Genomic DNA, 18,063 nt, shown 5'->3' with positions numbered 1-18,063 from the left:
CGCCCCGCACCCGGTGGACCGCGCTCGGGCGGTCTACCGCCGTCGGAGCACCATCACGACGATACCCCCGACCACCGCTACTCCGGCTGCGAGGCCGGCCAGGTACGGGACCGGCTTCTCGTCGATGCCGCGCTTGACCTTCGACGCCGCGATGCCGATCTGCTTCGGCACGTTGAGCTTGTCCTCGATCGCGTCGAGGGTGTCGAACAGCTGGGCGCGGGTCGCGGCGACGCGGTCTGCGAGATCGTCGTGCGGATCGGTCACGGTTCCTCCGTCGGTGGTGCGGCTGTCGGGGCTCAGAACCGGCCGCCGACGTCCGGCTTGCGGCTGCCGTACTGGCTCGGCGGAGTGGGCTTCTTGCCCATCCCCTTCACCGCGTTGATGTCGTTCTTGACGCTGTCGATCGTGCGCTTCGGCGTGATCGGCAGGCCCTTCTTCAGGCGCTTCCAGCCGATCCACCCGAGGACGGCGGCGACGATCAGCATCACCACGGCGATCACGATCGCTGCGAGCCAGGCCGGCATCACGGTCGCCAGGCCCATCACGGCGGCGGTCAGGAGCACGCCGATCGCGTAGAGCACGATGACGAGTGCACCGACCAGCAGGCCCGCGGCGAGCTCGAAGATCTTGGCCTTCGTGAGCATCTCGGCCTTGAGCAGGTCGATCTCACCCTTGACCAGGCCCTTGACGAGCTTCGGGACGTCGCCCACCAGACCGAACAGCGAACGCGACTTGCGGTCGCGGGTGTCGGTCATGAGGTGGTGGTGTCCTTCTTCTGGCCGACCTTGCGGACGGCCTTCTTGGTCGTCTCACCGATGAACTCGGCGACGTCCGGGGTCTTGTCGGCGATGAAGTCCTCAGCGACGTGCACGCCCTTCTGGACGCCGTTGCTGTTCCAGACCTTGCCGCTGACGGTCTTGATCTGCTCGTACCGCGCCCGTCCGGCTCGCGATCCCAGGACGTACCCGAGTGCGGCGCCGGCGACGAACAGGAGCTTTCCGCGCATGTGCGATTCCTCCGTTGGTTCAGTGTGCGGTGGTCATGCGCCGAACGGAATACGTCCGACGGTCTCACCAACAGTAGCCCCCGGGCGGTCTGGGGTCCGCTCAGGAATCCAGGATCTGTCCAGCGGCGGTGCGGGCGGCTGCGATGATCCCGGCCAGGCCCCGTCCGGTCGCGGCCTCGCCGATGCCGACGACCCCCGCTCCGAGACCGGCAGCGGTCAGGTCCGGACCGTGCCAGCGGACGCGCGCAGCGCCCACGACGTGCGTCGCCGTCAGGGGGACGCCGAGCAGCGTGGCCGCGTCGTGCAGCGCCCGGGTGCCGACGGGTCCGTCCGGGTCGACCGGGAGGCTCGTGGCCGCGTCGTCGGGACCGCTCGCGCCGTGCGCGCTGGTCGCGTCGGCGGGCGTCGCGTAGCTCAGGCGCAGCACGTGGCGGCCGGCAGCCGCCTCGGCGAGCCACGGCCACTTCACCGTCGCGTGCGTCAGGGCCTTCGCCGACACGGCCTGCGCGTCCGGGTGCACGAGCATCCCGGTTCCTCGGGGGCTGCGTCGAGCTCGGGCTGGTCGACGACGAGCGTGACGAGCTCGATCCCGGTCCGGTCCGGTGCCGCGGTGCGCTCGGGATCGGGCACCGACGACAGGGTGTGCTGCGCGGGCAGGCGTTCGACCGTGCCGTCGGCGGAGACGACCTCGACCGCGTGCGCCTCGATCCGGGTCGCCCGGGTGTGCAACCGGACGTCGACGCGGTAGGTCTCCATGTCGGCGACGAGTTCGTCCACGAGCCGGACGATCCCGCCCCGGATCCCCTGCACCGGGGTACCGGCGGCAGCACGGGCCCGGAGCGCCAGGACCGCGCGGGCCAGCGAACCTTCGCGGAGCAGTGCCGCGCGGAGGCCGGGAGCCACCCGCTCCGGATCGAGCTGGTCCGGGTGGGTGGAGTGCACCCCGCCGGCGATCGGGACGACCAGGTCGTCGAGGACCCGCTCCCCCATGCGCCGCCGGACGAGTTCGCCCAGGGACTCCGCCTTGGCGCCGACCGGTCCGGGCAGCAGCGAGTCCATCTGTGCGCGGAGCCCGCCCTTCTGCCCGACGACGGCGAGCACGTCGGCGGCCATCGGGGTGCTCGGGATGCCGAGGAGCCCGGTCGCGGGGATCGGCGACGTCCGGCCGTCACGGGTCATCAACCAGGCGCCGCGCGGGTCCGGGGCGACGACGTCGTTGCCGAGCCCGAGTTCGATCGCCAGGCGGCCGACGGCGTCCGTGCGGGTGGCGAACGAGTCCGCCGCCATGTCGAGGTCGAGGCCGCCGACCGTGTGCCGCCGGATCATGCCGCCCAGCACGCCGGACGACTCGACGAGCACGACGTCCGCGCCGCCCTTCGCCAGGTCACGAGCCGTGACGAGTCCGGCGATCCCGCCGCCGACCACGACGACGTCGGTCACGCGGCAGACCCGTCACCGAGCGAGTGGACGAGTTCGACGACACGCGTCAGCACTGTCGGGTCGGTCTCGGGCGGCACACCGTGGCCGAGGTTCACGACGTGGGCACGAGCGGCCCCGCCACGGCGGACGACTTCGCGCACGTGCGCTTCGAGGACCTCCCACGGGGCCGCGAGCATCGCCGGGTCGAGGTTGCCCTGCACGCTGACGCCGGTGCCGACGCGGCGGACGGCATCGTCGAGCGGGAGCCGCCAGTCGACCCCGACCGCGTCGACGCCGACCGTGTCGGTGCCGAGCGTGGTCATGTCGGCGAGGACCTCGCCGCTGCCGACGCCGAAGTGGATGCGCGGTACGCCCAGGTCGGCCACGTGGGACAGCGCCTGCGCCGAGTGCGGTGCGACGTACCGGACGTAGTCGGCGCGCGACAGGGATCCGACCCACGAGTCGAAGAGCTGTGCGGCCGAGGCCCCGGCGAGCACCTGGGCCCGGAGGAACGCCCCCGACACCTCAGCCGCCCAGGCCAGCAGCCGCGACCAGGTCTCCGGCTCAGCGTGCATGAGGGTGCGTGCGCGGATGTGGTCCTTCGACGGGCCGCCCTCGACCAGGTACGCGGCGAGCGTGAAGGGTGCGCCTGCGAATCCGATCAGCGGGATGTCGCCGAGTTGCTCGACCGTGCGGGCGACCGCCTGCCGGATCGGTTCGAGGGCCGCCGGGTCCAGCGGCTCGAGGGCGTCGACATCCGCCGCGGTGCGGATCGGCGAGCCGAGCACGGGGCCGCGACCGGGGACGATCTCGACGTCCACGCCCGCGAGCTTGATCGGCACGACGATGTCGCTGAAGAAGATACCGGCGTCCACCCCGTGCCGGCGGACGGGCTGCAGCGTGATCTCCGACGCCATCTCGGGGTCGAGGCACGCGTCGAGCATGGCCGTGCCCACCCGGAGCTCGCGGTACTCGGGCAACGACCGACCGGCCTGCCGCATGAACCACACCGGCAGTGTCTCCGGACGGTCACCCCGCAGGGCCCGGACGAGGCGGGACCCACTCGTCCGCCCTGATGCCAGGGGGTGGGAGTCGGGGAGGGATGTGGTCGTCACGTCGGTCACCGGATGATTGTCCCATCGAGCGCGTTACCATTGGCTACGTGCTCATCTGTCTCACGGCGTCGCATCGCAACGCCAGCTTCGACCTCTTGGAGCGACTGAGCATCGCTGCCCCGGCCGCAGCAGGCCACCTCGTGACGGATTCCGACGTCCTGGACGGCGCCGTCGTCCTCGCCACCTGCAACCGTTTCGAGGCCTACCTCGACATCGCCGGCGACGACCGCGACTCCGCCGTCGCCGCCACCGTGCAGGCCGTGGCCGCTGCGAGCGACCTGGACGCCACCGAACTGCGTGATTCGGTCAACGTGCTCGGCGGCAAGGACGTCGTGCAGCACTTGTTCGCCGTGTCGAGCGGGCTCGAGTCCGTCGTCGTCGGCGAGACCGAGATCTCCGGGCAGGTCCGCCGCTCGCTCGAGGACGCCCGGAGCAACGGCACCACCACCTCGGACCTCGAGCGGCTGTTCCAGGAAGCCGCCCACACCTCGCGCGGCGTCAAGACCCGCACCCGGATCGGCGCCGCCGGTCGTTCGCTCGTGCGCCTCGGCCTGCAGCTCGCGTCGTCGCGCGTCACCGACTGGGCCCACACCCGCGTGCTGCTGATCGGCACCGGGAGCTACGCGGCCACCACCATCGCGGCCCTGCGCGACCGCGGCGCCGCGCACATCCAGGTGTTCTCGCCCTCGGGCCGTGCCGCCTGGTTCGCCGCGAAGCACGACCTCGTCGCCGCCCGTGACCTGCGCCACGCGATCGGCACCAGCGACGTCGTGATCACCTGCACGTCGAGCGAGCTCCCGGTCGTCGCACCAGCCGACCTCGACGACGGCATCCGCCGCATCGTCATCGACCTCGGACTCCCCCGCAACGTCGACCCGGCCGCTGCCGGTGTGGACGGCGTCGAGCTGCTCGACCTCGAGACCATCAGCCTGCACGCCCCGATCTCCGAGCTGAACGCCGAGTCCGAGGCCCGTGCGATGGTCGACGACGCCGTGTCCCGCTTCCGGGCGCAGGCGCTCGAGCAGTCGACCACCCCGGCCCTCGTCGCGTTCCGCAAGCACGTGTTCGACATCCTCGACGACGAGATCGACCGCGCCAAGCGCCGCGGTGACGCCGACGGCGAGTCCGCCGAGCACACCGAGCGGGCCCTCCGGCACCTGGTCGGCGTCCTGCTGCACCGCCCGTCGGTCCGCGCCCGCGAGCTCGGCCGCGCCGGCCGTGGCGAGGAGTTCGTCGGGGCCATCGACGCCCTGTTCGGCGTGCGACCCGAGCCCGAGGCAGAGCTGCCGGCGCCCGTCGTCCCGCTCGCCGACCGCACCGCACTGGACCCGACCGTCTCGAAGCGCGCCGACGAGGCGGACGCGAGTTGAGCCTCCCGTCCGCTCCCGCGACCCTGCGTGTCAGCGCGCTCCTGCTGGTGCGGGACCGACGCGTCCTGATGGTGCGCGCGCGAGCGCGCGACGTGCTCTACCTGCCCGGCGGCAAGGCCGAGCCGCACGAGACCGACCTCGACGCCGCCATCCGCGAAGCACACGAGGAGACCGGCCTGCGGGTGACAGCCGATGACGTCGACCCGTTCGGTGTCGTCCTCGAGCCGGCCCACGGGCAGGCGCCCGGCACGATGGTCGCGATGACGCTGTTCCTGGTCCGACCAGGAGGCCCGTTGGACTCCGCCACGCCCGTCGCCTCGGCCGAGGTGGACGAGGTCGAGTGGGTCACCTCGGCGGACGCCGGTCGCTGCCCGCCAGCGGGCGTGGAGACGCTCCGCCGCCTGGTGGCGGCGGAGCGCATCGACTAGTCGTCAGGCCTGGTCCTTGTCGACGTAGTGGCCGGTCTCGCCGTCCTGCGTCGGTTCGGCCTCGCCGGGGATGTCCGACTCGACGTACTCGCCGTCGGGTCCGCTCGACTCCGGGCGGGCCTCGCCCGGGATGTCGCTCGCGACGAACTCGCCGACGGGCTCCGTCGTCGTGACGCGCTCCTCGCCGGGGATGTCGCTGTCCGTGAAGGCGCCTGCGCGGGTCTCGACCCCGTCCGCGCGGCCCTCGTCGCCACGTGCCTGTTCGTGCTTGCCCGTCATGTCCGACCTCCGCTGCTCGGGTTCCTTGCTCCGGAGTGTGCTCGCGGTCCCTGGATGCCGACCGAACCGCGGTCTCCCGGTGGTGGTTGCCTGTGCACCATGCAACGCAGCAGTCGATCGAAGTTCCTGCTCGCCGTCACCGGGCTCGTCGCAGTCGGGGCGTTGGCGGGTTGTGCCTCCGGCGGGGAACCCTCCGCTACCGAGACGGTGACCGCACCCGCGCCGTCGCCGTCCGCATCGTCGTCCTCGTCGGCGGCGTCGTCGTCCGCGACCCCGTCGTCCGGCTCGTCGGCGTCAGCCGGCACGGGTTCCGGGTCCTCCGGATCCGGGTCGTCGGGGTCCGGGTCGGCCGCTGGCAGTCGCTGTGCCGCGTCCTCGCTCGCCGCCAGCATCGAGCCGGGCAGCGGCGGTGCGGCCGGCAGCGTCATCGTGCACCTCGCCCTGCAGAACACCGGCTCGGCGACCTGCACCCTGCAGGGATGGCCGGGCGTCTCGTTCGTCGGCGGTGGCAACGGCAGTCAGATCGGTGCCGCGGCGACGCAGGAGAAGAGTTCACCGCACCCGACCGTGACCCTGGCCGCCGGGCAGACCGCCGTAGCGCCGCTCAAGATCGTCCAGGCCGGGAACTACTCGAAGGCCGACTGCTCGCCGAAGACCCCGGACGGCTTCCGCGTGTACCCGCCGGGATCCAAGCAGTCGCTGTTCGTGAAGGACGCCGACTTCCAGGCGTGCTCGTCCGCCGATGCGTCGCTGCTGTCCGTGCAGGCGCTCGTGCCGGAGGGGCAGGCGACGTCGTAGCGGATGATCAGCGGGTGGTGACCACGAGCTTCCCGGACCGTGCCCCGTCCTCCATGTCGCGGTGGGCCTGCACGATGTCCTCGAGCGGGTAGATCTTCGCGATCGGTACCGTTGTGCTCCCTGCTGCCACGGCGTCCAGGAAGCCCTGCAACACCGGTGCCGGCAGGTCGCTGGCTGCACCGGAGTACGCGGTGAGTCGGACCCCGTTGGGGATGACGTCCATCGGGTAGAAGTCGCGGATGGTCCAGACATCGGAGAGCATCCCGGTGAAGGACACGGTGCCGTGGACGGCGGTGGCCCGCAACGTGTCGGGCAGGGTGTCGGTACCGATGAGCTCCACGGCACCGTCGACACCGGCCGGTACGATCCGGCGGACCTCGTCGGCGATGCTTCCGGTGTCGATCACGACGTGGTCGGCGCCTGCGCGGTGCAGCCGCTCCGTACGGTCCGGGTTGCGACTGGTGGCGATGACGGTCATGCCCCGCTGCTTCGCCAGGACGATGCACGCGAGCCCGACCGACGAGGTGCCGCCACGGACCAGGAGCGTGTCGCCCGGCTGCGCGTCCACACCCACCGTGAGGGAGCCGTGCGCGGTCTGCAGCATCTCGGGGACGGCACCGATCGTGGCCCAGTCGAGGGTGCTCGTGAACGGCACGACGCTGCTGGCCGGAACGAGGGTGTACTCGGCGTAGCCGCCGTCGTGGTCGCGGCCCATCCCTCCCATCAGGGCGGCGACCTGCGTTCCGACCGCGCACTCGCCGCCGGGTGCTGCCACCACGGTCCCCACCGCTTCGATCCCGGGTACCCGCGGGAAACTCCCGAAGTGCCCCATGCCACGGCGGAAGTGCAGCTCGGATCGGTTCAGGCCGAAGGCCTCCACCCGGATCAGCACCAGACCCGGAGCGGGGATGGGTACCGGGACCTCACGCAGTCGGAGGACCTCGGGACCACCGGGCGCGTCGATGACCACGGCGCGCATCGTCGCCGTCATCGCGCACCCTCCAGCGCAGCCTGCAGCCGCCCGAGGGCGGCAGTCGCGGTGGCGATCGCTTCGATGTCAGCAGCGGCGAGCACGGTGTCCAGCGCCGCCTCGAATCGCTCCTGCGCCACGGCGACGGCGTCCCGACCCCGGAGTGAGAGGGTGCTGCGCACGCTGCGGCGGTCACCCGGATCCGTCGCTCGTTCGACGAGACCGTCGGCGGCGAGCCGGTCGAGGAGACGACTGGCGGCGGCGATCGACGTCCCGACCCCGGTCGCGACGTCCTGCACACGCGCTCCCGTCGGCGCCGCGTCGACGACGCGCAGGACCTCCAAGCGGGCCAGGCTCAACACGCCCTCCCCGCGCATCCGCCGCTCCACCGTGTTCCACAGATCGGTCTCGTGCCGTACCAGGGCGGTGAAGTACTCGCGGGCACGAGATCCTCGCTCGTTCCCGGCTGTCTCGCTGCGGGAGGTCGGTTGCATGCTCATGCGGCGATCCTACGCTCGTTGCTTGCTATGTAAAGTAGTCGGCTCACGCACGCTCGCTCCGTCGACAGGACCACCATGACCACCGACACCCACACCGCCATGCAGCGATTCGTCGAGTTCATCAACACCGGCGACGCGTCGATCGGCCGTCAGGTGATCTCACCCGACGCGGAGTTCCTCACGCCGTTCTCGCCGGAGCCGTTTCGTGGCCTCGAGGGGTACCTGCAGATCCTGGCGATCATGCGGAGCGCGTTCTCGGACGTCCAGTGGCGCATCGAGCGGCTCGTCGTCGAGGGCGACGCCGTCGCAGCGCGGTTCGAGCTCCGGGACACGCACGACGGCGACTTCCTCGGGACCGCCCCCACCGGGCTGCCGGTGGCCGTCCACGCGAGCAACTTCTACCGCTTCGCCGACGGCCTGATCGTCGACGAGGTCGGGCAGCCGGACCTGATGGGTCTGCTCGGTCAGGTCGGGGCACTCCCGCAGGCCCTCGAGGTGCACGACGTCGAGCCGCAGCCGCTGCGCTCGTTCGTGCTGCTCCGCTGAGCGGAACGACACCGCACCGACGTGGGACTGCGCCCGCCCGGATCAGCGGTGGGCGGGGGCGTGCACTGCCTCGAGCAGTTCGGTGCCCATGGTCCGCAACGCCTCGATGACCGCGAGGCGCCGCTGCAACGAGGCGTCGTCGAACGTCACCGTCACGGCGTAGCTGACCGACGAGCCCGGGCCGCGGAGGATCCCCGCCTCGGCGCGGACGCCGGTGCTCGATCCGGTGACCGCGACGACCTGCAACCCGTGGTCGAGCGCACGGTGCGCCAGGGGGTCGAGGCCGAACGAGCCGGCCACCAGGTTCAGGTCGCTCGCCAGCGACAGCCAGCCGAGCACCCGGTTCGACACCGCTTCGTCCACGACCTCACCGAGCGCAAGTCCGCGCATCACCCACGCGAGCTCACCCGTCGGGGCCACCGAGGCATCCGGGGCGTCGTCCGGACCACGACGGTCGCGCACCCGGTCGATCAGGGCGGTCCGCTCGATGCCGAGCGACTCCGCACGCTCGCGGACGGCGTCGATGCCGACCGTCGACAGCAGTGCGTTCATCGCCCAGGTGTCACCGGTGGCACCGACCAGGGTCGCCAGGTCGGGCACCTGCATCGTCGGTTCTTGCAGGAACTGCCACAGGCCAGCGCCGGTCGCGGTGTCCCGTGCCATGCGCTGGAGGCGGTCGCCGTGCAGGCGGCCGTCCTCGAGCTGCGCCGCGACCTCGATCAGCAGCAGGACCCGCCCGAGGCTCGCGACGGGCTGCACGACGGTGTCGTCGATCGCCAGCAGGGCCTTGCCGGTCGAGGTGTCGATCACCGACGCACTGACCCCGGCACCGTCGAGCGCGAGCGCGCCGAGGGCCTCGGTCGTGGCGCCGAAGCGGTCGTCGGGTCGACCGCTGTGCCGACCGCGTGCTCGACCGCCACCACCTGAGCGGTCCTCCGGCCGCCGACGGCGTGACGACCGAGCCGCGTCCGGCTCCACCATCACCAGATCGCGACGCGCTCGGCGGGGTCGAGGTACATCGCGTCCTTCTCGGTCACGCCGAACGTGTCGTAGTAGCCGTCGATGTTGCGGACGACCTGGTTGCACCGGAACTCGTTCGGCGAGTGCGGGTCGATCGACAGCAGGCGCGCGGCTTCCTCCGGACGGATCGCCATCTGCCACGCCTGCGCCCAGCTCAGGAAGAACCGCTCGGCACCGGTCAGGCCGTCGACGACCGGGGGCTCCTGGCCGTCGAGCGACAGCAGGTACGCCTTCCACGCGATCGACAGGCCACCGAGGTCGCCGATGTTCTCGCCGATCGTCAGGGCACCGTTGACGTGGCCGTCCGGCACCTCGGTCGGGACGAGCGCGTCGTACTGGGCGATGAGGGCCTTCGTGCGCTCCTCGAACGCCGTGCGGTCGGCCTCGGTCCACCAGTTCTCGAGCTTGCCGTCGCCGTCGTACTGCGAGCCCTGGTCGTCGAAGCCGTGCCCGATCTCGTGGCCGATGACGGCACCGATCGCACCGTAGTTGGCGGCGGCGTCGCGGTCGGCGTCGAAGAACGGGAACTGCAGGATCGCCGCGGGGAACACGATCTCGTTGAAACCGGGGTTGTAGTACGCGTTGATCGTCTGCGGGGTCATGAACCACTCGTCGCGGTCGATCGGCTTGCCGATCTTGCCGAGCTCGCGGTCGACCTGGAACGACGCGACGGCGCGGACGTTCGCGACGAGGTCGTCGGGCACGACCGGCAGCGCCGAGTAGTCGCGCCACTTGACCGGGTACCCGATCTTCGGCGTGAACTTGTCGAGCTTGTCGAGGGCACGCGCGCGGGTCTCGTCGGTCATCCAGTCGAGCGCCGTGATGCTCTGCCGGTACGCCTCGACCAGGTTGGCGACGAGGTCGTCCATCGTGGCCTTCGAGGTCTCGTCGAAGTGCTCCTGCACGTAGATCCGGCCGACGGCCTCGCCCATCGCGCCCTCCACCAGGGAGACGCCGCGCTTCCAGCGCTCGCGCTGCTTCGGCGCCCCGGTGAGTGCGGTGCCGTAGAACGAGAAGTTCGTGGCGGAGAACGCGCTCGTCAGGTACGCGGCCGAGCCACGGATGACCTGCCAGCGCAGCCAGTCCTTCCAGACCTCGAGCGGCTGGTCGCGCAGGAGCTCGGCAAGGCCCGTGATGAACGACGGCTCGCGGACCACGACGGTCTCGAACGCGCCGGCCGGTGCGTCGATGGCCTGCCACCACGTCTGCAGGTCGATGCCCTCGGCGAGCGCCGCGACCTCGGCCCAGGGCAGCTTGTTGTAGGTCTTCTGGCTGTCGCGGGTGGTGACGTTGTCCCAGTGCTTCGACGCCAGGGCCGTCTCGAGCGCGATGACGTGCTCGGTGCGGTCGCCGCCGTCCTCGAACCCGGCGAGCGGGAACATCGCCGCAACGAACTCGCGGTACTTCGTCCGGATGTCGGCGAAGCGCTCTTCACGGTAGTAGGACTCGTCGGGCAGGCCGAGACCGGACTGCTCGAGGAACACGACGTAGGACTCGGGGTCGCCCGGGTCGTTGTCGACGAAGAGCTGCAGGAAGCTCGGCAGTCCCAGCCGCTCGAAGCGTCCGACGGTGGCGATGAGCTCCGGCACGGACTCGATGGCCGTGATCTCGGCGAGGAGCGGCTCGATCGGCGCGGTGGCGAGCTCTTCGAGCCGTGCTTCGTCGGTGAAGGAGGAGAAGAGGTCACCGACCTTGCGCGCCTCGGTGCCGGGTGCGGCCTGCTGCGAGCGCTCGATGATCGCGCGGACGGCGAGTTCGGCGGCCTCCGCCAGCACCGTGAACGAGCCGTAGCGGGCCTTGTCGTCGGGGATCGGCGTCTCAGCGATCCAGGTGCCGTTCACGTGGCGGTACAGGTCGTCCTGGGGGCGCACCGCGGGGTCGAGTTCGTCAGTGTGGATGCCGGAGGCACGTGCGACGTCGGTCATGCCGTCCACGATAGCCACCGACGCCATGTTCGAGCGGAGTCAGTCGCGGTGGGCTGCGCGACCACGGAGGACCCGCGATGCACCGAGACCGGCGAGACCGGCGGTCAGCAGCGCGGCGGCGATCCCGATCGGCGTGCGCGGGTCGTTGCCCGTGTACGCGAGCTGCTGCACGGTGCCGCCGGTGATCCGACCAGCGGCGGCGTGCTGCGCGGCCGGGTGGGTCCCGGTGGACACCCCGGCGTCGGGTCCCTGCCCGGGCGTGGGCGCCGGGCGCGCCGGGATCCGTGGCAGGACCAGTCGCAGGGATCCCTGCTCGACGCCGTCGACACGCTGCCGTGCGACCACGGCGTCCTCGGGCAGGACCGAGCGCGGGACGACGAGTTCCCAGGTGCGCCCGGTCATCGTGGCGACGGGGTGGCCATCGGAACTCCGCAGCGGCTTGCCGTGGTCGTCCTCCAGCGAGACGACCCCGCCGATCTCGCCGGAGCCCGAGAGCTTCACCGAGCCGTCCGGGAGTTCCTCGGCGGTGCCCGTCAGGGCGATCGGCACGGTGACGCGTGCCTCGGTCGTGCCGAGCACCTCGGTGCCCTCGGACGTGGTGACGGTGACCCGGTGGAAACGCGCAGCAGCCGGGTACGGCACCTCGGCGTGCCAGGTCGAATCGGCTGCGGTGGCGACCGTCACGGGCCGACCGTCAGCACCGACCACGGGGCCGTCCTGGTCCGAGAACCGCAGGGTCGTCCCGACGGGGGCACGGCCGGCGAGTGCCACCCGCTCGGTCTCCCGTGACGCCGTGGCCGTGGTGACGACGGCCGCCCCGGAGACCGTGTAGTCCTCGTCGACCCCGCCGTTCTGCGTGCCGTCGAAGTACTGGAAGGCTTCGACGTGGTGCTGCCCGAACGACAGGCCGTGCAGGGTGAACGACCAGCTGCCCTCGGCGTCGACGTCGGCCTCACCCGCGGTCGTGCCGTTGTCCTTGATGACGAAGTGGGCGCCCGGGTAACCCTCACCCTCGATGCTGATGGTGCGGGCGATGCCATCGACGGTTGCGAGCATCCCCGGAGGGGTCAGTGTGCGCAGCTCGACCGGCAGGTCGATCACCGAGCCGGTCACCAGGGACGTGACACGGACGACCCGTTCGCCCCGGCCGACGCGGACCTCTGCCGACCACGCGCCGCCCGGACGGACCTCCGTCGAGACGGACTCGACGCCGTCGCCCGAGATCGCGATGCTCCCGCCGACCGGTCCGGTGCCGGCGACCGTCACGATCCCCAGCCCGTGGTTGATCGACCGCACCCCGGCGGTGAAGTCGGCGGCGGGCGTCGCGGCCGTCGACGCGGCTGCGCCCGGCGCGGCCGTCGCCGCGGACGCGACCGCGACGGGCGACAGGGCCGCCGCAGCGGCAGCGAGCACCGCCAGCGCGATGCGGCTCGATCGGACGAGGGTGTGGGGGCTGACGCATGGCTGCTCCTCCTGTGGTACGTCACACACCATATACAAGTTGTCCACAGCTGGGAACCGCCGAGCGTCACGGGCGTACTGCTGCCGGTACGGTCATCGCATGGGACTTCCGTGGAAGCTGCACGGCGACGGCAAGACCGTCTCCGCGACGACGATCGTGGCACCGGACGAGCGACTCACCTGGGGCCGGACGATCGGTCTCGGCGTGCAGCACGTCGTCGCGATGTTCGGCGCCACCTTCCTGGTGCCGCTGCTGACGGGCTTCCCGCCGTCGACGACCCTGCTGTTCAGCGGCATCGGCACGATCCTGTTCCTGCTCATCACCGGCAATCGGCTGCCGAGCTACCTCGGGTCGTCGTTCGCGTTCATCGCGCCGATCGGCGCCGCGACGAAAATCGGCGGCATCCCCCTCGCCCTGTCGGGCATCATCGTCGTCGGTGCCCTCCTGGCGATCGTCGGGCTCGTGGTGCACCTGGCCGGCGCCGGCTGGATCGACCGTCTGATGCCCCCGGTAGTGTCCGGTGCGATCGTCGCCCTGATCGGGTTCAACCTGGCTCCGGCGGCGAAGGACAACTTCGCGGCCGCCCCGGTGGTCGCGGTTATCACCCTCGCCGCGATCATCCTGGTCACCGTCCTGTTCAAGGGGTTGGTCGGTCGCCTGTCGATCGTCATCGGCGTCCTCGTCGGCTACGTCGCAGCACTGATCGGCGGTCAGGTCGACTACTCCAAGGTCGACGCGGCACCGTGGATCGGCCTGCCGACGTTCACCGCTCCCGCGTTCGACCCGTCGCAGCTCGCGATCTACCTGGCGTTCGTGCCGGTCGTGCTGGCGCTCGTCGCCGAGAACGTCGGCCACGTGAAGGGTGTCGGACAGCTCACCGGCCGCGACCTCACGCCCCTCACCGGCCGGGCGCTCTTCGCCGACGGCATCTCCACCGTGCTCGCCGGTGCCGGCGGCGGCTCCGCCACCACCACCTACGGCGAGAACATCGGCGTCATGGCCGCCACCCGCGTCTTCTCCACCGCCGCGTACTGGGTCGCCGCGATCGCCGCCGTCCTGCTCGGCCTCTCCCCGAAGATCGGTGCGGTCATCTCCTCGGTCCCCGCCGGCGTGCTCGGCGGCGCGACCACCGCCCTGTACGGCCTGATCGGTGTCATCGGCATCCGGATCTGGGTCGAGAACCGGGTCGACTTCTCGAAGCCGAAGAACCAGCTGACCGCTGGCATCGCGCTCATCATCGGCATCGCGGACTTCACGTTCGCGTTCGGCCAGGCGAGCTTCGGCGGCATCATCCTCGGCACCATCGCCGCGATCGTCGTGTACCACCTGATGGACCTGATCGGGCGGGCGCGCGGTACCGACGAGGCGACGCCCGCTGCCTCAGAGGACGCGCACGCCGCCACCGGCGGCGTCCCCGCCGAGCCGCGCGCCGACTGACGCGAGTGGTCGGCCGGAACGCGCGTCCGGCCTGACGACGTGGGACCACCAGACGGGCAGATCGTGCAGTGCCGCTGACCCACCCGTCGGACTGGCCGTTCTGAGCCGGTGTGCTGAGATTGCACGATGAGCACGCACCTCGAGCGCACGCGCACCTTCACCGCGATGCACGTCCCGGGCGCACCGGTCGTCCTGCCGAACGTGTGGGACGTCGCGTCCGCGCGCATCGTCCTCTCGGCCGGAGCGCGTGCGATCGCGACGACGAGCGCCGGCGTCGCCTGGTCAAGCGGCCACCGCGACGGCAACGACCTGACCCGGGACGGCGCACTGGACGCCGTTCGGCCGATCGCGGCGGCGGTCGACGTCCCCTTCACCGCCGACATCGAGCGCGGGTACGGCGAGACACCGAGCGACGTCGCCTCGACCGTGTCCGCGTTCCTCGAGCTCGGCGTCTCCGGCGTGAACATCGAGGACTCCCTCCGGCCGGTGGCGGAACAGGAGGACCGCATCCGCGCAGCCCGCCAGGCTGCGGATGATGCCGGCATCCCACTCTTCGTCAACGCTCGGATCGACACCCACCTGCTGGGCGGGCCCGGCAGCGACGCCTGGGCGGAGGAGACGCTCACCCGTGCGAACGCCTACGCCAGGGCCGGCGCCAGTGGCGTCTTCGTGCTCGGAGCACTGTCGGCCGCCACGATCTCGATGCTCGTGGACGCGATCGAGCTGCCCCTCAACGTCGCGTTCGGGCCCGGGACCCTGTCGGTCGGTGACCTCGCCCGGGCGGGAGCGAGCCGGGTCAGCGCTGGATCGGCCATCGCCGAAGCCGCGTACAGCGTCGCCAGCGATTGGGCTGCACAGATGTTCGGCACGCCGGGTGCTGTCGTCTCGGCACCACCGACGCTCGGCTGGGCCGCGATCAACGAGGTCGTCCGCGACTGAACCCCGGAACCGGTGCCGAGCGTGTGAAACTCGCAGGTTCCGTCCGCCGGGTCCTCCCCGAGGAGGAGGTTCGCCGACCCCACATCTCGTGTCCGGGGAGGACGCCGTGGTGTGGTCACGCTCCCTACCGTTGTCTCGTCGGGATGCGCCCGACGTGGTGGAGGGTGATGATGACGATGACGAACACGCCGGCAACTGTGGATCGCCGTGGGGTGGTGTGGTTCACGTTGGCGGGAGCGCTGACGATCGCATTGGTCGTGTGGCCGGCAGCGATCGCCGGTTGGTCCTCGGGGACGCACCTGTCCGTCGCGGCGCTTCCCGGAGCCGTGTCCTCTGGGTTCGCGCAGTGGGTGGGGTCCGGGCGGACGTCGAGTTCGCCGTTGGCCGCGGCCGTGTCGTTCTGGACCGTGTTCCACGTCGTGAAGGCGATCGTCGCGGTCGCCCTGCTGGTCGTCTTGGTCCCGGTCGGGCAACGTGTCTGGACCGCGTTCGCACAGGCAGGTTCGCGGGGGCGTCGCGTCGGGCTGTTCCTGGTCGGCGTCCTGGGTGCTCCGATTGCCCCGGTCGTGCTGCTGGTCGTGATGGCGAACGTGCAGGGTGCGGTGGCTCCGCTGTCATCGGTGCTGAACTTCCTCCCGATGGACGGCACCTCGGTGCTCCAGGTCCGCGGTGAGCTCGCGTCCGGGACGATGACCCCGCCGTTGGCGGCGCTCATCGATGACTTCCGCCGCTACCACGCAGCACTCGTCGTGACCGCGGTCGCTGCGATCATCGTGGTCGTCGCCGGGACAGCGGCGATCTGGGTGCAGCGGACCCGGACCCCGAAGGCCGATCGGCGTCTCCGCCGGGTGCTCGCCGGCGGCGGGATCCTGCTCCCCGGAATGCTGCTGTTCCTCGGGATCGTGCTCCTGGCGAACCTGTCGACCGTCGCGGACACGGCACCCGCCCTGGCCGCGTTCTTCGACGGCAGCGGGATGTGATGGTCCTGGGTCACGACCGCACGGTACGGCAGTGGTGGCGGGCGCACCCGATCGTCGCGGATGCCGTCATCGCCGGTGCCCTCGCCGTCGCGGTGACACCGCAGCTGGTCTTCCACGCCCGGGCCGGTGACCCGCTGCTCGTGGCGTACGTCACGCTGTCGCTGGCGATGATCGCGCCGCTGACTGTGCGTCGACGATGGCCCGTTGCCGTCTTCTTCGGCATCAGCGTCGTCGCCGCCGTGCAGTGGTCGATCGGGGTGCAGCTCGCTGCGGACGTGAGCGTGCTGGTCGCGCTGGCGACCGTTGCCGCCCACCGCCCGGTGCGGGACACCGCGATCACGGTCGCGATCGCCGAGGTGGGTGCGGTGGCCGCGTCCGCCACGTGGCCGCAGGGGCTCCACTTCACCGAGATGCTGACCGTCCTCACCGTGTTCGTCCTCGCGGCGACCGCGTGCGGTGCCTCGGTCCGCAACCACCGCCGCGTGGTCGCGGTCCTGCAGGAGCAGAGCGCTCGCGCACAGCGTGAACGTGAGCAGCAGACACTGCTCGCGGTCGCCGACGAGCGCAACCGGATCGCGCGGGACATGCATGACGTCATCGCCCACGGCCTCGCCGTGATCGTCACCCTCGCGGCGGCCAGCACCGGCAGGGCGGCTCGGCAACCGGAGCGCGTGGACGAGGCCGTCGGGTTGATCGAACGCACCGCCCGCACGGCCCTTGCCGACACCCGTCACGCGGTCGGGACGATCCGAGCGAGCGATGGACTGCTGCCCACGCCGAGCATCGACGGGGTGCCGGCGCTGCTCGACCTCGTCACCGCAGCCGGCCTGCGTGCCACACTGCAGACCGCCGGCGCCGTCGACCGAGTTCCGGCAGCGATCGGGGTCGCCGTGTACCGGGTGACCCAGGAGGCCATCACGAACACCCTCAAGCACGCGAGCGCGACGACGTTCACCGTGAACATCAGGGCCTCGCGAGACGCGCTCGTCCTCAGCATCGAGGACGACGGCACCGGATGCACGTACGAGACCCGAGCCGGAGGCTCCGGGCTGGTCGGGATGGAAGAACGCATCACCCAGCTCGGCGGCATCCTCGATGCGGGACCGGATGGCACCCGCGGATGGCGGATCGCTGCTTCGATCCCCCTCGCCATCCGGCCCGGAGGAGCACGAGCATGACCATCCGCGTGCTCCTCGTCGACGACCAGGCCCTCATCCGGATGGGGTTCCGGCTCATCCTCGACGACACAGAGGACATCACGGTCGCCGGCGAGGCCCCGGACGGTCGGAGCGCCGTCCGACAGGCGAACGCACTTCGCCCGGACGTGATCCTCCTCGACATCCGGATGCCCGGCATGGACGGCCTCGAAGCCACCGGACGGCTCCTCGCAGAGGACCCCGACGCGAAGATCCTGATCCTGACCACCTTCGACCTCGACGAGTACGCCTACCGGGCGCTTCGTGCCGGTGCCAGTGGATTCCTGTTGAAGGACGCGCCGGTCGCCGAGCTCCTCGCGGGCGTCCGCGCCGTCGCTGCCGGCCATGCCGTGACCGCGCCCCGCATCACGCGGCTCCTGCTCGACCGCTTCGCACCGCAACTCCCCACCAGGCCACTCCGGGCACCAGACGGGCGCGCACTCCCGAACCTCACCCAGCGGGAGAACGAGGTGCTCCTCCTCGTCGCGAAGGGCCAGTCGAACGCCGAGATCGCCGCAGCGCTCGGCATCGGCGAAGTCACCGTCAAGACCCACGTCGCCGGAGTCCTCACCAAGCTCGGCCTCCGCAACCGCATCGCCGCAGCGATCTACGCCCACGAACACCACCTCACCTGACCGACAGCGAGGCGGGCACGGTCTGACACACTCAGTCG

Annotated in this window: 21 protein-coding genes; 9 read left to right on the top strand and 12 right to left on the bottom strand. The window is 71.2% G+C overall.

Going from position 1 to position 18,063, the window contains the following annotated elements; all coding sequences use genetic code 11:
• Positions 1 to 33: 33 nt before the first annotated feature.
• The 6 genes from ACZZ0J_RS13205 to hemE form a co-directional block, all read right to left on the bottom strand.
• A complete protein-coding gene (locus tag ACZZ0J_RS13205; protein ID WP_111083767.1) occupies positions 34 to 264 on the bottom strand; it encodes a DUF3618 domain-containing protein in 231 nt (76 codons plus the stop codon).
• A 32-nt stretch (positions 265 to 296) separates the two neighbouring features.
• Positions 297 to 755: a phage holin family protein gene (locus ACZZ0J_RS13200; RefSeq protein ID WP_463437296.1), complete on the bottom strand. Its 459-nt coding sequence runs from the start codon at positions 753 to 755 to the stop codon at positions 297 to 299.
• Positions 752 to 1,006 (bottom strand): hypothetical protein, encoded by a 255-nt coding sequence (locus tag ACZZ0J_RS13195; protein WP_017887727.1) that lies wholly within the window; start codon positions 1,004 to 1,006, stop codon positions 752 to 754. Before ACZZ0J_RS13195 ends, ACZZ0J_RS13200 begins: the two co-directional genes overlap by 4 nt.
• Positions 1,007 to 1,106: 100 nt before the next feature.
• Positions 1,107 to 1,532: a hypothetical protein gene (locus tag ACZZ0J_RS13190; RefSeq protein ID WP_463437293.1), complete on the bottom strand. Its 426-nt coding sequence runs from the start codon at positions 1,530 to 1,532 to the stop codon at positions 1,107 to 1,109.
• Positions 1,487 to 2,446 (bottom strand): protoporphyrinogen/coproporphyrinogen oxidase, encoded by a 960-nt coding sequence (locus tag ACZZ0J_RS13185; protein WP_463437291.1) that lies wholly within the window; start codon positions 2,444 to 2,446, stop codon positions 1,487 to 1,489. Before ACZZ0J_RS13185 ends, ACZZ0J_RS13190 begins: the two co-directional genes overlap by 46 nt.
• Positions 2,443 to 3,540 (bottom strand): uroporphyrinogen decarboxylase, encoded by a 1,098-nt coding sequence (gene hemE / locus ACZZ0J_RS13180; RefSeq protein ID WP_463437289.1) that lies wholly within the window; start codon positions 3,538 to 3,540, stop codon positions 2,443 to 2,445. The genes ACZZ0J_RS13185 and hemE overlap by 4 nt, the downstream gene beginning before the upstream one ends.
• Before the next feature lie 47 nt (positions 3,541 to 3,587).
• Here hemE and ACZZ0J_RS13175 point away from each other — a divergent pair, with 47 nt between their 5' ends.
• Positions 3,588 to 4,910: a glutamyl-tRNA reductase gene (locus tag ACZZ0J_RS13175; protein ID WP_463437287.1), complete on the top strand. Its 1,323-nt coding sequence runs from the start codon at positions 3,588 to 3,590 to the stop codon at positions 4,908 to 4,910.
• On the top strand, positions 4,907 to 5,338 hold the full coding sequence (locus ACZZ0J_RS13170; protein WP_463437285.1) for an NUDIX hydrolase: 432 nt from the start codon (positions 4,907 to 4,909) through the stop codon (positions 5,336 to 5,338). Before ACZZ0J_RS13175 ends, ACZZ0J_RS13170 begins: the two co-directional genes overlap by 4 nt.
• Positions 5,339 to 5,341: 3 nt before the next feature.
• Here ACZZ0J_RS13170 and ACZZ0J_RS13165 read toward each other — a convergent pair whose 3' ends face one another.
• Positions 5,342 to 5,617, bottom strand: coding sequence for a hypothetical protein (locus ACZZ0J_RS13165; protein WP_123294504.1), 276 nt, complete (start codon positions 5,615 to 5,617; stop codon positions 5,342 to 5,344).
• A gap of 99 nt (positions 5,618 to 5,716) precedes the next feature.
• Here ACZZ0J_RS13165 and ACZZ0J_RS13160 point away from each other — a divergent pair, with 99 nt between their 5' ends.
• Complete coding sequence (locus ACZZ0J_RS13160; protein ID WP_463437282.1) at positions 5,717 to 6,415, top strand: DUF4232 domain-containing protein; 699 nt, start codon at positions 5,717 to 5,719, stop codon at positions 6,413 to 6,415.
• A gap of 7 nt (positions 6,416 to 6,422) precedes the next feature.
• On the opposite strand, the gene ACZZ0J_RS13155 is transcribed toward ACZZ0J_RS13160, so the two are convergent.
• Positions 6,423 to 7,406: a zinc-binding alcohol dehydrogenase family protein gene (locus tag ACZZ0J_RS13155; RefSeq protein WP_463437280.1), complete on the bottom strand. Its 984-nt coding sequence runs from the start codon at positions 7,404 to 7,406 to the stop codon at positions 6,423 to 6,425.
• Positions 7,403 to 7,885, bottom strand: coding sequence for a MarR family winged helix-turn-helix transcriptional regulator (locus ACZZ0J_RS13150; protein WP_463437278.1), 483 nt, complete (start codon positions 7,883 to 7,885; stop codon positions 7,403 to 7,405). The genes ACZZ0J_RS13155 and ACZZ0J_RS13150 overlap by 4 nt, the downstream gene beginning before the upstream one ends.
• A gap of 75 nt (positions 7,886 to 7,960) precedes the next feature.
• Between ACZZ0J_RS13150 and ACZZ0J_RS13145 the strand changes: the two genes are divergently transcribed.
• Complete coding sequence (locus tag ACZZ0J_RS13145) at positions 7,961 to 8,431, top strand: ester cyclase (RefSeq protein WP_463437276.1); 471 nt, start codon at positions 7,961 to 7,963, stop codon at positions 8,429 to 8,431.
• Positions 8,432 to 8,473: 42 nt separating this feature from the next.
• On the opposite strand, the gene ACZZ0J_RS13140 is transcribed toward ACZZ0J_RS13145, so the two are convergent.
• The 3 genes from ACZZ0J_RS13140 to ACZZ0J_RS13130 are packed head-to-tail and all read right to left on the bottom strand — an operon-like array spanning position 8,474 to position 12,870.
• A complete protein-coding gene (locus tag ACZZ0J_RS13140; RefSeq protein WP_463437275.1) occupies positions 8,474 to 9,412 on the bottom strand; it encodes a serine hydrolase in 939 nt (312 codons plus the stop codon).
• Positions 9,412 to 11,376 carry a M13 family metallopeptidase gene (locus ACZZ0J_RS13135; RefSeq protein WP_463437273.1) on the bottom strand — a complete coding sequence of 655 codons (1,965 nt, stop codon included), beginning with the start codon at positions 11,374 to 11,376 and terminating at the stop codon, positions 9,412 to 9,414. Before ACZZ0J_RS13135 ends, ACZZ0J_RS13140 begins: the two co-directional genes overlap by 1 nt.
• A 39-nt stretch (positions 11,377 to 11,415) precedes the next feature.
• Positions 11,416 to 12,870, bottom strand: coding sequence for a hypothetical protein (locus ACZZ0J_RS13130; protein ID WP_463437272.1), 1,455 nt, complete (start codon positions 12,868 to 12,870; stop codon positions 11,416 to 11,418).
• A 67-nt stretch (positions 12,871 to 12,937) separates the two neighbouring features.
• Between ACZZ0J_RS13130 and ACZZ0J_RS13125 the strand changes: the two genes are divergently transcribed.
• The 5 genes from ACZZ0J_RS13125 to ACZZ0J_RS13105 all read left to right on the top strand — a co-directional run bounded on the left by ACZZ0J_RS13125 (position 12,938) and on the right by ACZZ0J_RS13105 (position 18,025).
• Complete coding sequence (locus ACZZ0J_RS13125; protein WP_463437270.1) at positions 12,938 to 14,275, top strand: uracil-xanthine permease family protein; 1,338 nt, start codon at positions 12,938 to 12,940, stop codon at positions 14,273 to 14,275.
• Between the two features lie 126 nt (positions 14,276 to 14,401).
• Complete coding sequence (locus tag ACZZ0J_RS13120) at positions 14,402 to 15,214, top strand: isocitrate lyase/PEP mutase family protein (protein WP_463437268.1); 813 nt, start codon at positions 14,402 to 14,404, stop codon at positions 15,212 to 15,214.
• 170 nt (positions 15,215 to 15,384) lie between these two features.
• Positions 15,385 to 16,194: a hypothetical protein gene (locus ACZZ0J_RS13115; RefSeq protein ID WP_463437267.1), complete on the top strand. Its 810-nt coding sequence runs from the start codon at positions 15,385 to 15,387 to the stop codon at positions 16,192 to 16,194.
• Entirely contained in the window at positions 16,194 to 17,372 is a 1,179-nt protein-coding gene (locus ACZZ0J_RS13110) for a sensor histidine kinase (protein ID WP_463437265.1), read from the top strand. The genes ACZZ0J_RS13115 and ACZZ0J_RS13110 overlap by 1 nt, the downstream gene beginning before the upstream one ends.
• Positions 17,369 to 18,025 carry a response regulator gene (locus ACZZ0J_RS13105; RefSeq protein WP_123339245.1) on the top strand — a complete coding sequence of 219 codons (657 nt, stop codon included), beginning with the start codon at positions 17,369 to 17,371 and terminating at the stop codon, positions 18,023 to 18,025. Before ACZZ0J_RS13110 ends, ACZZ0J_RS13105 begins: the two co-directional genes overlap by 4 nt.
• Positions 18,026 to 18,063 lie beyond the last annotated feature (38 nt).

The organism is Curtobacterium sp. AC272 (genome assembly GCF_979258155.1).
The sequence above is the reverse complement of the archived record's forward strand: the minus strand, read 5'-3'. Positions and strand labels throughout refer to the sequence as shown.

Excerpts from the sequence above, each read along its gene's own strand:
- ACZZ0J_RS13125 (WP_463437270.1), top strand. The coding sequence starts at position 12,938 with ATGGGACTTCCGTGGAAGCTGCACGGCGACGGCAAGACCGTCTCCGCG.
- ACZZ0J_RS13105 (WP_123339245.1), top strand. The coding sequence starts at position 17,369 with ATGACCATCCGCGTGCTCCTCGTCGACGACCAGGCCCTCATCCGGATG.
- ACZZ0J_RS13145 (WP_463437276.1), top strand. The coding sequence starts at position 7,961 with ATGACCACCGACACCCACACCGCCATGCAGCGATTCGTCGAGTTCATC.
- ACZZ0J_RS13155 (WP_463437280.1), bottom strand. The coding sequence starts at position 7,406 with ATGACGGCGACGATGCGCGCCGTGGTCATCGACGCGCCCGGTGGTCCC.
- ACZZ0J_RS13135 (WP_463437273.1), bottom strand. The coding sequence starts at position 11,376 with ATGACCGACGTCGCACGTGCCTCCGGCATCCACACTGACGAACTCGAC.
- ACZZ0J_RS13160 (WP_463437282.1), top strand. The coding sequence starts at position 5,717 with ATGCAACGCAGCAGTCGATCGAAGTTCCTGCTCGCCGTCACCGGGCTC.
- ACZZ0J_RS13120 (WP_463437268.1), top strand. The coding sequence starts at position 14,402 with ATGAGCACGCACCTCGAGCGCACGCGCACCTTCACCGCGATGCACGTC.
- ACZZ0J_RS13150 (WP_463437278.1), bottom strand. The coding sequence starts at position 7,885 with ATGAGCATGCAACCGACCTCCCGCAGCGAGACAGCCGGGAACGAGCGA.
- ACZZ0J_RS13200 (WP_463437296.1), bottom strand. The coding sequence starts at position 755 with ATGACCGACACCCGCGACCGCAAGTCGCGTTCGCTGTTCGGTCTGGTG.
- ACZZ0J_RS13140 (WP_463437275.1), bottom strand. The coding sequence starts at position 9,412 with ATGGTGGAGCCGGACGCGGCTCGGTCGTCACGCCGTCGGCGGCCGGAG.
- ACZZ0J_RS13190 (WP_463437293.1), bottom strand. The coding sequence starts at position 1,532 with ATGCTCGTGCACCCGGACGCGCAGGCCGTGTCGGCGAAGGCCCTGACG.
- ACZZ0J_RS13165 (WP_123294504.1), bottom strand. The coding sequence starts at position 5,617 with ATGACGGGCAAGCACGAACAGGCACGTGGCGACGAGGGCCGCGCGGAC.
- ACZZ0J_RS13130 (WP_463437272.1), bottom strand. The coding sequence starts at position 12,870 with ATGGTGTGTGACGTACCACAGGAGGAGCAGCCATGCGTCAGCCCCCAC.
- ACZZ0J_RS13195 (WP_017887727.1), bottom strand. The coding sequence starts at position 1,006 with ATGCGCGGAAAGCTCCTGTTCGTCGCCGGCGCCGCACTCGGGTACGTC.
- ACZZ0J_RS13110 (WP_463437265.1), top strand. The coding sequence starts at position 16,194 with ATGGTCCTGGGTCACGACCGCACGGTACGGCAGTGGTGGCGGGCGCAC.
- ACZZ0J_RS13115 (WP_463437267.1), top strand. The coding sequence starts at position 15,385 with ATGACGATGACGAACACGCCGGCAACTGTGGATCGCCGTGGGGTGGTG.